The following is a 14,745-nucleotide window of genomic DNA, read 5'->3' as shown; positions in this document are numbered from 1 at the left end:
CCCCACGACCCAGGAGGCCGAATGCGATCGCCGCTGCCCGACTACCTGCTCGAAGTCGTCGACGCGTGTGCGTCCGACCGTTCGGGTGCCCTCGCCGACTACATCCCGGACCTGGCTCGAGCCGATCCGGAACGTCTCGGCGTCGCCCTGTCGACGATCGACGGCGAGGTCTACGCGGCGGGCGACGTCGACGTCGAGTTCACGATCCAGTCCATCTCGAAGCCGTTCGTGTACGCCCTCGCGATCCAGGACTCGGGGCTCGACGAGGTGCTGCGCCGTATCAGCGTCGAACCGAGCGGCAACGCGTTCAACGAGCTGTCGCTCGAGGCGGGGACGGGACGGCCGTACAACCCGATGATCAATGCCGGCGCGATCGCGTCGCACGCGCTCGTCGTCGACGGACTGAGCTCGGAGGACGAGCGCGTCGAACGCGTGCTCGAGGCGTTCTCCGAGCTCGCCGGTCGCGAACTGCACGTGAACGAGGCCGTGTTCGAGTCGGAGATGTCGACCGCGCACCGCAATCTCGGCATCGCCCACATGCTGCGCGCTCAGGGCATCATCGAGGACGATCCGGAGGAGATCGTCCGCGGCTACACGCGGCAGTGCTCGATCGACGTCACGGCGCGCGACCTCGCGCTCATGTCCGCGACGCTCGCGAACTCGGGTCGGCAGCCGCAATCGGGCCGCCGGATCATCGATCCGCGCGTCGTGCGGCAGGTGCTGAGCGTCATGTTGAGCTGCGGCATGTACGACGCGGCGGGCGACTGGATCACGACGGTGGGCATCCCCGCCAAGAGCGGCGTGTCGGGCGGCGTGATCGGTGCGCTGCCCGGGCAGCTCGGCCTCGCGGTGTTCTCACCCAGGCTCGACGAGCACGGGAACAGCGTCCGCGGCGTGCAGGTGTGCGAGCGGCTCTCCGCCGACACGGGCCTGCACCTCATGGAGTCGGTGCAGCCGGCGCGCAGCATCATGAGCGCCCCCGAGGTGGACATCGACGGGGACGGCGCGCGGACCGTCACCGTCCGCTTGCGCGGTTCGATGCTGTTCACGGGCGCGGAGCGCGTCCTGCGCGCACTCTCGCAGCTCGACACGGGCGATCTCGGGAGTCTCGTCGTCGACCTCGAGGACGTGTTCACGATGAGCGACGTCGCGGTGCGGATGCTCGTCGAGGCGGGCCGTCGGGTCGCGCTCGACGGCGTCTCGGTGACGGTGCACGACCCCGGCGAGCTCCTCGGCGACGTGTCCGCGGATGCGCTCGGGGCGGCGGTCGTCGTGGACGAACCGCTCGCGGCGGGATGACGGCTCGGGACGGCCGCCGGACCGTGCAGGAGCCCGCGGGTGATAATGGGTGGATGGACCAGCACGCCCGGAACCGCGCCGCTCAGCGTGACGCGGTCGACGAGATCGTGCTCGACTGGGAGCGCGAACGCCCCGATCTCGACGTCGATCCGCTCCGCATCTTCTCGCGCGTCAAGCGCATCGCGAAACAGCTCGACGCGGTGCGGAAGAAGGCGTTCGGCGAGACCGGGCTCGAGCTGTGGGAGTTCGACGTGCTGTCGGCGCTGCGCCGCGCGGGCGCGCCGCACCGGTTGAGCCCCAAGCAATTGCTCGCCGTGACCCTCGTCTCGAGCGGCACGATGACGAATCGCATCGATCGGCTCGCGCAGCGCGGACTCGTCGAGCGCGAGACCGACCCGAACGACGGGCGCGGCATCTTCGTGCGCATGACCGAACCCGGACGGGCGCTCGTCGACGACGCGCTCACACGCCTCGTCGCGGCCGAACGACTCGTGCTGAGCGATCTGGACCCCACGGCGCGCGACGACCTCGCGGGGTCGCTGCGCGTGCTCTCCTTCGCGATGGACGTCGACACGCACGACGAGCGTCCCGCGTCGTGAACCGACGTCCGTCCGCCAAGCCTCCGGTGCCACCGGCGCCCACGTCGATGCGGGTCGACGTGTGGCTCTGGGCGGTGCGCGTGTTCAAGACGCGCTCGGCAGCGACCGAGGCGTGCCGGGCGGGACACGTGCGCATCGACGACGAGCGCGCGAAGGCCGCCGCCCCGGTGCGGGTCGGCGACACCGTGCGCGTCCGGGTGGCCGGATTCGATCGGGTGCTGGAGGTCGCGGGCCTCCTCCAGAAGCGCGGGAGCGCGCAGGTCGCCGCCGAACACGTCGTCGACCGTTCACCGCCGCGCCCGAAGGCGGGCGAGACGGGCGTCTACGCCGTGCGGGATCGCGGCGCCGGACGCCCGACGAAGCGCGAACGGCGCGATCTGGACCGGCTCCGCGGCCGCTGAGGGGCCGCGGCCCGCCGCCCACGCCACCGTCCGTGCGCCACGTCGACGTCACCGGACGACTACGATCGGGGGCGTGGAGGGCGCGACGATCTCGGCTGCTGCGAGCGCGCAGCGCCGCCGTCGATTCCTGCTCGGCTCCGCTGCGGCCGTCGTCTCGACGTTCGTCGCCCTCGTCTCCCACCTCGCGGCGGGTGGTGCGGTGCCCGGGCCCGTCGGGGTCGTCCTGCCGCTGCTCGTCGCGACGACGGCGTGTATCCGGCTTGCCGGTCTGCGTCATTCGCTCGTTCGACTCGGCCTCTCGGTCGCGGTGAGCCAGTTCGCGTTCCACGTTCTGTTCGTGCTCGGCGCGACCGCGAACACCTCCCACGTCGTGCCGGCCGCCGCGCACGCGCACCACGTCGACCCGGCGACCGCCCTCGCCGCCCTCAGCGCCGCGGGGACGGGGCACGCGGGACACGCCGACTCGCCCATGTGGCTCCTGCACGCGGTCGCGGCGATCGTGACGACGCTCGCGCTGCACCGTGGCGAGACGCTCGTCGCCGCGCTCGGCGCGCTCCGCGCGTTCGTGCTCCGCATCCTCGCCCTCTCGCGACTCGTGCCGCCGCGGCGGCAGGAGGTCGCGTCGCCCCGCGGCGTCGCACTCGATCTTCCGTGGGTGCCGTCGCTGCAGGAACGCCTCGCGACGAGCCTCGGGCTGCGTGGTCCGCCCACGCTGGGCGCTCGCGTGCTCCCCGCGATGCGCTGACGCCGACGGCCCCCACCGGGCCCGTCCGTGTCGGCCCGCGCCCGAGCGCGCGACAGGCGGCGTGCCACGACGATCGGTGATCCAGGCCGCCGCTCCGACGACCGCGCTCGCCCGCCCTACCGACGACCGGTGGCCTCGCCCACCCGTCGTCGCCCGGGCGCCGGCGACGACGAACGAGGACGAACTCCATGACAATGACCACCACGACCACCACGACCCACGACCGCGCCCGCAGCCGCGGACGGCGCCGGGGCTCCCTGCGAACGCTCGCGTCGCTCGGCGCGCTCCTCGCCGCCTCGCTCTCACTCTGGGCGGCGGGCCCCGCGAGTGCCCACGATCAGCTCGTCGAGAGCAGCCCGTCCGAGGGCGAGACCCTCACCGCGGCGCCGAGCGAACTCCTCCTGCGCTTCAGCGCGGAGATCCTCGACGTCGGCTCCGAGGTGCAACTCCTCGACGCCGGGGGCACCGTCGTGCCGACGGACCCGCTCGCGCTCGACGGGACCGACGTCACGGTGCCCATTCCCGAACCATTCGGCGACGGCGACTACTCGATCGAGTGGCGCGTCGTCTCCTCCGACGGCCACCCGATCAGCGGGACGATCGCGTTCTCGGTCGCCGCGGCGGAATCCCGGCCGAGCGCCGACCCGAGTACGCCGGCGACGGCGGAGGCGACGAGCGACGTGGGCGCCGTCGCCCCGGAGCCGTCGGGCACGGCGGCCACGGCCGTCCCCGCCGACGACGGCGGGGTCCCCTCGTTCGTGTGGGCACTGCTCGTCGTCGTCGCCGGTGCTGCGGCGGTCGCCGTGACGCTCGTCGTCAGGCGGGCACGAGCGCGAGCGGGGGTCGACACGGCGGGGCTCGACGAGAGCGAGTCGCGGCCGGCCGACCGGGAGGGTGACGACCGCGCCTGACGGCGCCGCACGTCCGACGGTGCCGCACGAACGTGTGACACGCGATTCCCGTCGGGTCGCCCGGGCCGATCGGCCGCGCACGCCGCGCGCCGGACGGCCCGGCGCCTCGCCCGGGCCCGCCCTCGCCGCGGCCGACGGCGCCGGAGGGGACGCACCGGACGGCTCGCCCCGCACCGTCCGTGCACTCCGCCGCCGGACGGACGACGCCTCCGTCCGGGTACCGACGCCTCGGCTGCCCGGGTGCCCATAGCGTGACCGTCATCGCAACATCCCGATCACCGTGAACGGCACCGCAGCAAGGAGCGCCATCGTGCAGCCGCCCATCGCCCCGCCGCAGTAGGAGGCTCCCGCCGCCGCCGCGCGACTCACCGAGCACGTCGCGAGCGCGTCCGCCGGAGTGCCCGACCTGATCGTGCTCGGGATCCTCGCCCTCGGCATCCTCGTCGTCGTGACGATCGTCGTCGTCATCGTCGTCGCCACCGTGCGGGGCGCGCGCAGGCCGTCCGGTCGGCGTCGCGGCACGGCCGCCGGTGGTGACGCCGGCGATTGGGATTCGGGGCACGCCGACGGTGGGTGGGGATCGAGCGACGGCGGTGGTGGCGACGGGGGCGGTGGCGGTGATTGACGGGGCACGGCCCGATCGCCTCGTGTCCGATGTCCTGACGTCGCTGTCCCACGCCGCCCACCCCGTGGGCTCCGCCGGGCCGGACGCCCCGTTGTTCTGGGGGATGTCGCCCGTCGAGTGGCTGCTCATCGCCGGCAGTGTCGTCGCGATGCTCCTGTTCTTGCTCGTCGCGTCGGTCTTCCACAGCATTCGTGCTCGCCGCCGCCGGATTCGGTACCGACGTCACGGCGGGGCCGGCGGGGCAGGCGGTGACGGCGGCTGGTGGCCGACGGACCAGCACGAGCACGGCGGATTCGGCTCGTGGGACGACGGCGGTGGCTGGGGCGGCGATGGTGGTGGAGGCGGCGACGGGGGCGGTGACGGTGGCGGCGATTGAGCGCTCGCCCGACGCACCCGGGGCGCGTGCCCCGTACGACGACCCGGCGTCGCATCCGTCGCCAGGACGACGTGACCCCGCGGTGATCCCAATACGCTGACTCCGGATCTCCACCCTGCCGTCCGGCCCGAGCGCACCGTCGTGTCGTGGGAGTTTCGTACAGTAGGAACGCTTGATCGACCCCGAGTTCCACCATCCGCCCCGACACGTCAGGATCACGCCTGTGCCGACCTCACTCACCAAGGGCCAGAACGCCCCGCTCACGACCGACCGGGTTCTCGTCTCGGTGCAGCTCCCCGCGCCCGCCGATCTCTCCGCACTGCTCGTGGCGGCGAACGGGAAGGTGCGCTCGGACGCCGACTTCGTGTTCTACAACCAGCCCCAGGGGCCGGGTGTGCGCCTCGTCCCCGGCGCGGCCGGGCAGCCGGCCTCGCTCGAGGTCGATCTCGCCGCGGTGCCGCAGGACGTCGACCAGGTGCGCGCGGTCATCACACTCGATGACGGCTCGTCGAGCTTCGGTCGGTTCCCCGCCCCCACGGCGATCGTCGCCGACGGGGCGGGCAACGCGCTGTTCGACTACGTCATCGACGGCCTCGCGAGCGAGTCCGTCGTCATCGCCCTCGAGCTCTACCGCCGGGCAGGTGCCTGGAAGGTGCGCGCCGTCGGGCAGGGCTACGCGGGCGGTTTCGCCGAACTCGTGACGGACCACGGTGTCCAGCTCGACGGGGGCTCCGCCGCTCCTGCCGCGCCCGCGCCCGCGCAGCCGCAGCAGGCCGCCCCCGTCCCCGCCCCGCAGGTGCCGCCGTACACGACCCCGAACGATCCGCAGCACGCCTCGACCTTCGGTGGTGCCCAGGCGCCAGCGCCGAGCCCGCAGCAAGCACCGGCGTTCGGCGGTCAGCAGGCGCCCGCGCCGGGACAGGCGCCCGCATACGACCCGCAGCAGGCCCCCGCGTTCGGCGGCCGGCCGCCCGCACAGCAGCCACCGGCGTACGGACAGCCCCCGCAGGCTCCGGCGGCGCAGGCCGCACCGGCACCCGCCTACGGTCAGCCGCAACAGGCACCCGCGCCCGGCTTCGGGCAGGGCGCCCCGGCTGCCGCCCCCGCGGAGCCCACCCTGCAGTCGAACCGCCCCGTGAGCCTCGCCAAGGGGCAGGGCGTCACGCTCCGCAAGGAGGGCGGAGTCGCGCTCGAGTACGTGCGCATGGGCCTCGGTTGGGACCCCATCCAGCGCCGTGGGCTCTTCGGCAACCGCGAGATCGATGTCGACCTCGACGCGTCCGCGTTCATGTTCGCGGGCCCGAGCATCGTCGACGTGGCGTACTACGGGCAGTTGATCTCGAAGGACGGCTCGATCCGCCACTCGGGCGACAACCTCACGGGCGACGGTGACGGCGACGACGAGATCATCCACGTCGACCTCACGCGCGTTCCGCCGCACGTCGACCAGATCCTCTTCATCGTGACGTCGTACAAGCAGCACACGTTCGAGCAGATCGCGAACGCCTTCTGCCGCCTCGTCGACGGCACGACGAACGCCGAGCTCGCGCGCTTCACGCTGCAGGGCGGCATGCCGTTCACGGCGATGGCCATGGCGAAGGTCGTCCGCTCGGGGTCGGACTGGAAGATGCAGGCGATCGGCGAGGGCTTCAACGCGCGCCACCCCGGTGAGGCGGCGCCGCAGCTCGCCCGGTTCGTGAGCTGACGTGTCCGACGTCGACTTCGTGCCGGGCGCGAACGCGCCGCTCCCGGCCACGAGCGCAACGTTCACGGCGGCCGCACGGCAGGCCGTCGACCTCAGCGCGCTCGTCGTCGGTGACGACCTGCGCGTCGCCTCGACGGACGACGTCGTGTTCTACAACCAACCGACGACGCCCGGCGTGCGCCTCGTGGGGACGAGCATCGAGATCGACACGACCGCGTTACGGCCCGGCGCACACGCCGTGCTGTGCGTGGTCTCCGCCGACGGCGCCGACCGGCTCGACGACCTGACGGCGGAGATCGCGGCGGCGGGCGTCCCCGTCGGGCGACTGCGCGTCGCGGACGCACGGCCCGCCTCGATCTGCTGGGAGGTCTATCGACGCGGTGAGGGCTGGAAGATCCGAGCCGTCGGTCAGGGGTACGACGGTGGTCTCGGTGCGCTCCTCGTCGCCCACGGTGTCGAGGTGGAGGACGACGGCGCGTCAACCGCGCAGGCCCCTGCGGCGCCGACGCCTGGAGCATCTCCCCCGCCCTCGACGGCGGGGGTCCCGCACGCGTCCGCGACGCCGTTCGCATCGTCGCACTCGAGCACGACCGCCACCCCGCACGTCCCGGCGTCCGCCCCGGCCTGGACGTCGTCTCCGGGTTCGCCGGTCGGCTCGACGTCGGGTCCCGCCGGTTCGGGTGTGCACGCGTCGGGCCCCCTCCCGTCGCAGGCAGCGCCGCAGCAGTCGGCCCGCCCGGAGTGGCAGGGGCCCGCGCCCGCCGATGTGCCGGTGCTGCCACAGCACGCGTTCGAGCGCATGATGTCGGTCTTCGAGGACGCGGCCCGCTCCGTCGCCACGTACGAATCGGTGACGGCACACGCGACGGACCGCCTCGACGGCGAACTGAGTACCGCGCTCGCGGACCCGGCGTCGCGCGCGACCGGGGGCGGCTCCGCGCGGGACGACGCCCAGCGCCGCCACGACGACCTCGTCGCCCAGGCCCGTGCTCGCCTCGAGGCTGACCACTCGGTGCTCGCCCACGAACTGCGCGTCATCGACCCACAACTGCCCGCGCCGCTCGCGTCCTGGGATTCGCCGTCGTGGCTGCGACGCGGACCCGCACCGGACGGCATCCGCGTCGGCGAGGTGCACACCACGCACACGTCGCTGCGCGTGCCGCTGTGCGTGTACGCACCGATGATCCGGCCGCTGTGGCTCGACGGACCGTCCAACATGGTCGCGCCCGCCGCGATCGCGGTCGTGCTCAGACTGCTCGCGCTCGATCCGGCCGCGCGCGTCGAGATCGTCGATCCGCGCGGCGAGCTGACGGAGCTCGCGCAGGCGTGCGGTCCGCTCCTCGCGGCGTCGCCCGCGGTGCTGCGCGAGGACATCGCGGCACGGATCGCGAACATCGTCGATCGCGCCGACCGGACGCTCATGTCGATTCGCGCGGGCGTCGAGACGGACGCGGCCCCGACCGTGCTCGTCCTCGGCGATCTCGCCGAGGACATCGACGAGCAGAACCTCGTGACGCTCATCCGGCTTCTCGAGCTCGGTCCGGCGCACGGGGTGTCGATGATCGTCACGGGGCCGCCCGGGGACCGTTCGTCGAACTCGGCGGTCACGCTACTCGACGAGGTGTCGATGCACCTGCCCGTCACGCAGGGCCAGACACTGCGTGATCCGTGGGTGGGCTCGGAGTGGCAGTTCGACATCGATCTCGCGCCGTTCGACCCGTCGGAGCGGGGCCGCATCGTGGAGACGCTCGCGCACCCCTGACCCACCCCGCGAACACCCCGCACCCCGCACGCCGCACGCCGCACGCCGCACGCCGCACGCCGCACGCCGCACGCCGCACGCCGCACGCCGCACGCAAAAAAGCCGGGTTGTTGCTACCGGGCCCGGGGCCCGGTAGCAACAACCCGGCTTTTTTCGCGTGCCCGGTCTCGCGCCCGTCGAGGGCGCACCCGATATCGCAGGACCCACTCGGGCGGTGGTTCCCGCTAGCGTCATCACGTGGGCAACTCCACCAGTTCCTTCGAGAGAATCTCATGACCGAAGTCGTCATCCAGTCCGACGCCGACGCGGCCGCGACCGCCGCGACGCTGCTCGCCGATCGCATCACGCGTGACCCCGAGCTCGTGCTCGGCCTCGCGACGGGATCGAGCCCGCTCCACCTCTACCGGGCCCTCGCGGAGCGTGTCACGCGCGACGGGATCCCGATGGATCGTCTGCGGGCGTTCGCGCTCGACGAGTACGCGGGTCTCGACCCCGAGCATCCGCAGAGCTACCTCAGCACGATCCGCCGCGAGGCCGTCGAACCGCTCGGGCTCGATCCCGAGCGAGTGCACGTGCCGGACGGATCGCTCGAGCGCCTCCCGACGGCGGGCGAACGCTACGAGGAGGCGATCGCCCTCGCGGGCGGCGTCGACGTGCAGATCCTCGGCATCGGCACCGACGGGCACATCGGCTTCAACGAGCCCGGTTCGTCGCTCGCCTCGCGGACGCGCATCAAGACGCTCACGGCGCAGACGCGACGCGACAACGCGCGCTTCTTCGACTCCCCCGAGCAGGTGCCCACGCACTGCGTCACGCAGGGCATCGGCACGATCCTCGCGGCCGGGCACCTGCTGCTGTTCGCCTCCGGCGCGCACAAGGCCGACGCGGTCGCGCGCGCCGTCGAGGGACCCGTCTCGGCCGGCTGCCCGGCCTCGGCGATCCAGTTGCACCCGCGCGTGACCGTCTTCGTGGACGAGGCCGCGGCCTCGCGCCTCGAGCACGCGGACTACTACCGTGCCGCGTACGAGGCGAAGCCCGCCTGGCAAGGTCTGTGAGGCAGGGCGGCGGCGACGGCCGGGCGCGGTCCCGGCGTCGCCCGCCGATCGCCTAGCCTTGAACGCGACATGGCACATCTTCTGGGAGCCGAGCAGCTCCGACTCGAATACCCCACGCGCGTCGTCTTCGACGACATCACCGTCGGCATCGCGGAGGGCGACCGCATCGGCGTCGTCGGCCGCAACGGCGACGGCAAGTCGACGCTCCTGAAGCTCCTCGCGGGCCGTCTCGAACCGGACGCGGGGCAGGTCACGTCGCGGCGCGGTGTGCGCATCGGGATGCTCGATCAGGGCGACACGATCGATCCCGAGCTCACGGTCGGTGCCGCGATCGTCGGGGATCGCGCGGAGTACGAGTGGGCGGGTGACGCGCGCGTGCGCGACGTCATCGACGGACTCGTCGCCGACCTCGACTGGCACGCGCGCGTCGGTGACCTGTCGGGTGGTCAGCAGCGCCGCGTCGCGCTCGCGCAGGTGCTCGTCGAGGACCACGACATCGTCTTCCTCGACGAGCCGACGAACCACCTCGACGTCGAGGGCATCGCGTGGCTCGCGCAGCACCTGGGCAGCCGCTGGTCGCCCTCGTCGGGCGCGCTCGTCGTCGTCACCCACGATCGCTGGTTCCTCGACGCCGTGTGCACGACGACGTGGGAGGTGCACGATCGCATCATCGAGCCGTTCGAGGGCGGGTACGCCGCGTACGTGCTGCAGCGGGTCGAGCGTGATCGGCAGGCCGCGGCCGTCGAACAGAAGCGTCAGAACCTCATGCGCAAGGAGCTCGCGTGGCTGCGCCGCGGCGCGCCCGCGCGCACCTCGAAGCCGAAGTTCCGCATCGAGGCGGCGAACGCCCTCATCGAGGACGTCCCGCCCGTGCGCAACGCCGTCGAGCTGCAGCAGATGGCGACGGCGCGGCTCGGGAAGGACGTCGTCGACCTGCTCGACGCGGGCGTCCGCTTCGGCGAGCGCGAGGTGCTGCGCGACATCGAATGGCGCATCGCGCCGGGTGAGCGCACGGGCATCCTCGGTGTCAACGGGGCCGGCAAGTCGACGCTCCTGAAGCTCGTGTCGGGCGAGCTCGAGCCGACGAGCGGCCGCGTCAAGACGGGCACAACCGTCCGCATCGCGACGCTCTCGCAGCGCCTCGCGGAGCTCGACGAGCACGGCTCTCGCAAGGTCTTCGAGGTCCTCGCGCGGCTCAAGTCGAGCTACGCGACGGGCGGGTCCGAGCTCACGCCCGCGCAATTGCTCGAGCGACTCGGCTTCACCTCGGCACAGCTCCAGACGCCCGTGTCGGATCTGTCCGGTGGGCAACGACGTCGGCTGCAGTTCCTGCTCGTCCTGCTCGGCGAACCGAACGTGCTCATCCTCGACGAGCCCACGAACGACCTCGACACGGACATGCTCGCGGCGATGGAGGACCTGCTCGACACGTGGCCGGGCACGCTCGTCGTCGTGTCGCACGACCGGTACCTGCTCGAACGCGTCACCGACCAGCAGTACGCCGTCTGGCACGGCGGCCTGCGTCACCTGCCCGGTGGCGTGGACGAGTACCTCGAACTGCGCCGTCGGGAGCAGCGCGGCGACGGGCCGAGCACCGCGACGGCCACCTCGCCGCTCGGCGGTGCCGGCGTACCGACCGCGACGGATCAGGCCGCGACCGACGCGTCGGCCGCGGCGAGCGAGCCCGCACCCACTCGGCTCGCCGGCGCGGAGCGTCGCGCGCGCGAGAAGGAGCTCCAGTCGGTGCAGCGTCGGCTCGATCGTGTGAGCAGCGAACAGAAGGCGATCGACGAGCGGCTGTTCGCGCACGACCCGGGCGACTACGACGGCCTGCGCGCGCTCGGCGAGGCCCGCGACGCGCTCGCCACGGAACAGGACGACCTCGAACTGCGCTGGCTCGACCTCTCGGAACAGCTCGAGGCCTGAGCGCCCCTCACACGGCGACACGGTCCGTCACCCGGGGTCGCAGGCTTGCCCGCGCGCGCCTCTGCTCGCAGGATTGGGCCATGAGCGAGAACGACACGATCAGGGCCTGGTTCCACGACGCGTCGGACGGCTTCGTCGCGACGGTCGCCGAGGTGGACCCCCGCGAGTGGGAGCGGGAGAGCCTCGGCGTGTGGACCCTCCGCTCGCTCGTGGGGCACACGAGCCGCGCGCTCAGCACCGTCGAGCGCGCGATCGACGGCGCCGCTCCGGACGCCGCGGTCGAGCTCGAGAGCCCCGCCGCCTACCTCCGCGCGACCGAGTCGGCCGACGACGACGAGATCGCCGAGCGCGGCCGGCGCAGCGGCGACGAGCTGGGCGACGACCCGGCCGCGGCCGTCCGCGTGCTCGCGACCCGGGTGGGCACCCTCGTCGACCACACGGCGGACGATCTCACGGTGCCCATACCGTTCGGCACGATCCGGCTCGTCGACTACCTCGCGACGCGTGCGTTCGAGCTCACGGTGCACGGGCTCGACGTCGCGACGGCGGGCGGCGTGCGCGTGCCCGACCCGACGACCGCCTCGATCCGCCACGCCCTCCGGCTCGCGATCGACCGCGCCGCGGAGCGCGAGGAGGACGCCCTCCTGCTTCGCGCGCTCACGGGCCGAGCACCGCTGCCGCCCGGTTTCAGCGTGCTCTGAGCGCTCCGGCTCGCGATGTCCACGGGATGTGGCCCGTGACGTCGATGCGGACGCGCGGCCCCTACCCGCACCACGAGTCTGGACAGGACGGCTCGCGGTCCCGATGGTGCGGAAATCCACACCTCAGGTCGATGGCTGACCGGCCTGACTCGTATGCGTGCGGTTCGTAGCGTCGGAGTCATGCAGAACGACACAGAACAGCTCAACACCGTCGCCCAGTGGGCCGTTTCCCTCATGGAATCGCTGGGAGGCCCGGGCGCCGGCCTGGCGATCGCCCTGGAGAATCTCTTCCCACCGCTCCCGAGCGAGATCATCCTGCCCCTCGCGGGGTTCACCGCGAGCCGTGGAACGTTCGGCCTCGCGGAGGTCCTGCTGTGGACCACGCTCGGCTCGGTTGTCGGCGCGGTCGTCCTCTACGCGCTCGGCGCCTGGTTCGGTCGCGATCGATTGCGGTGGATCGTCGCCCGCGTCCCGTTGATGAGGGTCGCCGATGTCGACCGGGCCGAGGCATGGTTCGCCCGACACGGCGCAAAGGCCGTGTTCGTCGATCGCATGATCCCCCTCTTCCGCAGTCTCATCTCGATCCCCGCGGGTATCGAACGCATGCCGCTCGGCCGATTCACACTGTTGACGACGGCCGGGAGCGCGATCTGGAACACGGTCTTCGTGCTCGCCGGCTACGTGCTCGGCGAGAACTGGGGCCTCGTCGAGCAGTACGCCGACATCCTCCAGAAGGTCGTCATCGTGACCGTCGTGATCGCCGTCGTCGGGTTCGTCGTCGTCAGGCTACGTCGGGACGCGCGTCGGAGGATGGGTGCGTGAGCGCCCCGGACACATCGGTTCGAACGAGGTGGTGGGAGGGACTTCGGTTTGCTGCCCGGGCGCTCGTCTCCACCCTTCTCGGCGCCCTCACGGTGCCCTTGCTCCTACTCGCCCTCCTCGCGGTGCCAGTGTCCCTGCGGCCCGCCCGTGGGGCTGCGAGTCTGATCGAGCACCGACTGACATGGGTTCACGGCAGGATGCCCGGCATGCGACCGCGGGGCCGGAGGCTGCTCGCGCTCCTGGCCGTCGACTCGGTGACGGGTCTTCTCGGTGCAGCGATCCTCACCCTCGTCTCGTTGGGCCTGATCGTCACGTGGCAGATGCTCGTCGGCGCCACGACCCACGGACCCGTGCCGATCTTCGACGCCGCGCCGGGCACCGTCACGTGGGTGACCGTCGCCGGGTACGCGCTGCCCGGCGCACTCCTCCTGTTCCCGGCCGCGTCAGGGCTCGCGGGCACCGCGTGGCTCGATCGGCTGACCTGGTGGACGTTCGCTCGTCCCGGTGTCGACGAGCTCACCCGTGAGGTGGCCCGCCTGCACGGCACGCTCGACGAGGTGGTCGCGGCCGTCGACGCGGAACGACGGCGCATCGAACGTGACCTCCACGACGGCGTGCGACAACGCATCGTCGCGCTGTCGATCCTGCTCGCACGAGCAGAGCGCGCCGACGGCACGGGCGATGCCCACGAGCGCCGGGCGCTGCAGCGGCGAGCGCGCGAGGAGGCGCAGTCCGTCCTCGACGACCTCCGAGCCGTGGCGTGGCGCACGTACCCCGCGATGCTCGTCCGGGACGGGTTACCGGCGACCCTCGAGGCACTCCGCGATCGGACCGTCACGCCCGTGCACCTTCACCTCGAGGCACACGGCCTCGCGCACCACGCCACCGAAGCGGCGGCGTACTTCATCGTCAGCGAGGCGGTCACGAATGTCGTGAAGCACGCGAACGCCTCGCGCATCGACGTCCACGTCACCCGACGCGGGACGCGTCTCGTCGTCGTCGTGTGGGACGACGGGACGGGCGGGGCCGATCCGGGGGGCCCGGGTTTGTCCGGTATCGCCGCCCGCGCCGCCGCGCGGGGCGGCCGACTCCACGTCGGCAGTCCGCCCGGTGGGCCGACAACGATCGAGGCGGTGCTCCCGTGCGCATAGCGATCGCCGAGGACTCCGCGCTTCTCCGCGAGGGCATCGCCGGACTTCTGGCCGCCGAGGGGCACACGGTGACCGATGCCGTGGGCGATGCCGCGGGCCTCCTTCGTTCCGTCGCGTCCGACCCGCCCGACGTCGTCATCATCGACGTCCGCGTGCCGCCCGACTTCGTGGACGAGGGCATCCACGCCGCGATCCGGATCCGCGCCGAGCAGCCCGGCATCGGCGTCATCGTGCTGTCCCAGGACGTCGAGCGCCGGCACACGAGCGAGCTGCTCGACGGCCGTGGGGGCAACGGCTACCTGCTCAAGGATCGCATCTCCGACATCGCCGGTTTCCTCGACGCCATCGAGCGCGTCCGCGCGGGTGGTACGGCCTTCGACCCCGAGGTCATCCGCCAACTCATCGCCGCGAAGAGCGAACCCGACTCGGGACTTCCGGCGCTCTCGGGCCGCGAGCGATCGGTGCTCGAACTCCTCGCGCAGGGGCACAGCAATGCCTCGACCGCCACCCGTCTGCACATCAGTCGGAGCGGCGTCGAGAAGCACATCGCGACGATCTTCGACAAGCTCGGCATCGCGTCCGACACGACCTACAATCGACGGGTGCTGGCCGTGCTCGCCTACCTCCGGGATCGCTAGCGGCCGGCCGCCCCGGCGCCTCGTCGGCC

At 72.5% G+C, this 14,745-nt stretch carries 15 protein-coding genes; all 15 read left to right on the top strand.

Going from position 1 to position 14,745, the window contains the following annotated elements; all coding sequences use genetic code 11:
- Positions 1 to 21 precede the first annotated feature (21 nt).
- The 15 genes from HNR16_RS03255 to HNR16_RS03185 all read left to right on the top strand — a co-directional run bounded on the left by HNR16_RS03255 (position 22) and on the right by HNR16_RS03185 (position 14,716).
- Complete coding sequence (locus HNR16_RS03255) at positions 22 to 1,299, top strand: glutaminase (RefSeq protein WP_158040127.1); 1,278 nt, start codon at positions 22 to 24, stop codon at positions 1,297 to 1,299.
- A gap of 53 nt (positions 1,300 to 1,352) precedes the next feature.
- Positions 1,353 to 1,898, top strand: a complete 546-nt coding sequence (locus HNR16_RS03250) for a MarR family winged helix-turn-helix transcriptional regulator (RefSeq protein ID WP_158040128.1) — start codon at positions 1,353 to 1,355, stop codon at positions 1,896 to 1,898.
- 47 nt (positions 1,899 to 1,945) lie between these two features.
- The gene (locus HNR16_RS03245) at positions 1,946 to 2,299 is read left to right on the top strand and encodes an RNA-binding S4 domain-containing protein (RefSeq protein ID WP_158040214.1); all 354 of its coding nucleotides are present in this window, start codon (positions 1,946 to 1,948) and stop codon (positions 2,297 to 2,299) included.
- 73 nt (positions 2,300 to 2,372) lie between these two features.
- Complete coding sequence (locus HNR16_RS03240; RefSeq protein WP_158040129.1) at positions 2,373 to 3,044, top strand: hypothetical protein; 672 nt, start codon at positions 2,373 to 2,375, stop codon at positions 3,042 to 3,044.
- A gap of 188 nt (positions 3,045 to 3,232) precedes the next feature.
- Positions 3,233 to 3,955, top strand: a complete 723-nt coding sequence (locus HNR16_RS03235) for a copper resistance CopC family protein (protein ID WP_158040130.1) — start codon at positions 3,233 to 3,235, stop codon at positions 3,953 to 3,955.
- A gap of 397 nt (positions 3,956 to 4,352) precedes the next feature.
- Positions 4,353 to 4,580: a hypothetical protein gene (locus tag HNR16_RS03230; protein ID WP_158040131.1), complete on the top strand. Its 228-nt coding sequence runs from the start codon at positions 4,353 to 4,355 to the stop codon at positions 4,578 to 4,580.
- Positions 4,581 to 4,602: 22 nt separating this feature from the next.
- The gene (locus HNR16_RS18095; RefSeq protein WP_179558079.1) at positions 4,603 to 4,956 is read left to right on the top strand and encodes a hypothetical protein; all 354 of its coding nucleotides are present in this window, start codon (positions 4,603 to 4,605) and stop codon (positions 4,954 to 4,956) included.
- Between the two features lie 223 nt (positions 4,957 to 5,179).
- Positions 5,180 to 6,661 carry a TerD family protein gene (locus HNR16_RS18090; RefSeq protein WP_158040132.1) on the top strand — a complete coding sequence of 494 codons (1,482 nt, stop codon included), beginning with the start codon at positions 5,180 to 5,182 and terminating at the stop codon, positions 6,659 to 6,661.
- A gap of 1 nt (position 6,662) precedes the next feature.
- Complete coding sequence (locus HNR16_RS03215; RefSeq protein ID WP_158040133.1) at positions 6,663 to 8,423, top strand: TerD family protein; 1,761 nt, start codon at positions 6,663 to 6,665, stop codon at positions 8,421 to 8,423.
- A gap of 272 nt (positions 8,424 to 8,695) precedes the next feature.
- Positions 8,696 to 9,478, top strand: coding sequence for a glucosamine-6-phosphate deaminase (gene nagB, locus HNR16_RS03210; RefSeq protein ID WP_158040134.1), 783 nt, complete (start codon positions 8,696 to 8,698; stop codon positions 9,476 to 9,478).
- A 69-nt stretch (positions 9,479 to 9,547) separates the two neighbouring features.
- Complete coding sequence (locus tag HNR16_RS03205; protein ID WP_158040135.1) at positions 9,548 to 11,404, top strand: ABC-F family ATP-binding cassette domain-containing protein; 1,857 nt, start codon at positions 9,548 to 9,550, stop codon at positions 11,402 to 11,404.
- Positions 11,405 to 11,484: 80 nt separating this feature from the next.
- Entirely contained in the window at positions 11,485 to 12,105 is a 621-nt protein-coding gene (locus tag HNR16_RS03200) for a maleylpyruvate isomerase N-terminal domain-containing protein (protein ID WP_158040136.1), read from the top strand.
- A gap of 180 nt (positions 12,106 to 12,285) precedes the next feature.
- Complete coding sequence (locus tag HNR16_RS03195) at positions 12,286 to 12,927, top strand: DedA family protein (RefSeq protein ID WP_225737818.1); 642 nt, start codon at positions 12,286 to 12,288, stop codon at positions 12,925 to 12,927.
- A 206-nt stretch (positions 12,928 to 13,133) separates the two neighbouring features.
- Positions 13,134 to 14,078 carry a sensor histidine kinase gene (locus HNR16_RS03190; RefSeq protein WP_179558078.1) on the top strand — a complete coding sequence of 315 codons (945 nt, stop codon included), beginning with the start codon at positions 13,134 to 13,136 and terminating at the stop codon, positions 14,076 to 14,078.
- Positions 14,069 to 14,716 carry a response regulator gene (locus HNR16_RS03185; protein WP_158040139.1) on the top strand — a complete coding sequence of 216 codons (648 nt, stop codon included), beginning with the start codon at positions 14,069 to 14,071 and terminating at the stop codon, positions 14,714 to 14,716. Before HNR16_RS03190 ends, HNR16_RS03185 begins: the two co-directional genes overlap by 10 nt.
- The last annotated feature ends 29 nt before the right edge of the window (positions 14,717 to 14,745 follow it).

Source organism: Pseudoclavibacter chungangensis, from assembly GCF_013410545.1.
Taxonomy (GTDB): Bacteria; Actinomycetota; Actinomycetes; order Actinomycetales; family Microbacteriaceae; genus Pseudoclavibacter; species Pseudoclavibacter chungangensis.
This window is presented reverse-complemented; position numbering and strand designations above follow the sequence as displayed.

Excerpts from the sequence above, each read along its gene's own strand:
- HNR16_RS03255 (WP_158040127.1), top strand. The coding sequence starts at position 22 with ATGCGATCGCCGCTGCCCGACTACCTGCTCGAAGTCGTCGACGCGTGT.
- HNR16_RS03250 (WP_158040128.1), top strand. The coding sequence starts at position 1,353 with ATGGACCAGCACGCCCGGAACCGCGCCGCTCAGCGTGACGCGGTCGAC.
- HNR16_RS03245 (WP_158040214.1), top strand. The coding sequence starts at position 1,946 with ATGCGGGTCGACGTGTGGCTCTGGGCGGTGCGCGTGTTCAAGACGCGC.
- HNR16_RS03235 (WP_158040130.1), top strand. The coding sequence starts at position 3,233 with ATGACAATGACCACCACGACCACCACGACCCACGACCGCGCCCGCAGC.
- nagB (WP_158040134.1), top strand. The coding sequence starts at position 8,696 with ATGACCGAAGTCGTCATCCAGTCCGACGCCGACGCGGCCGCGACCGCC.
- HNR16_RS03205 (WP_158040135.1), top strand. The coding sequence starts at position 9,548 with ATGGCACATCTTCTGGGAGCCGAGCAGCTCCGACTCGAATACCCCACG.
- HNR16_RS03200 (WP_158040136.1), top strand. The coding sequence starts at position 11,485 with ATGAGCGAGAACGACACGATCAGGGCCTGGTTCCACGACGCGTCGGAC.
- HNR16_RS03195 (WP_225737818.1), top strand. The coding sequence starts at position 12,286 with ATGCAGAACGACACAGAACAGCTCAACACCGTCGCCCAGTGGGCCGTT.
- HNR16_RS03190 (WP_179558078.1), top strand. The coding sequence starts at position 13,134 with ATGCGACCGCGGGGCCGGAGGCTGCTCGCGCTCCTGGCCGTCGACTCG.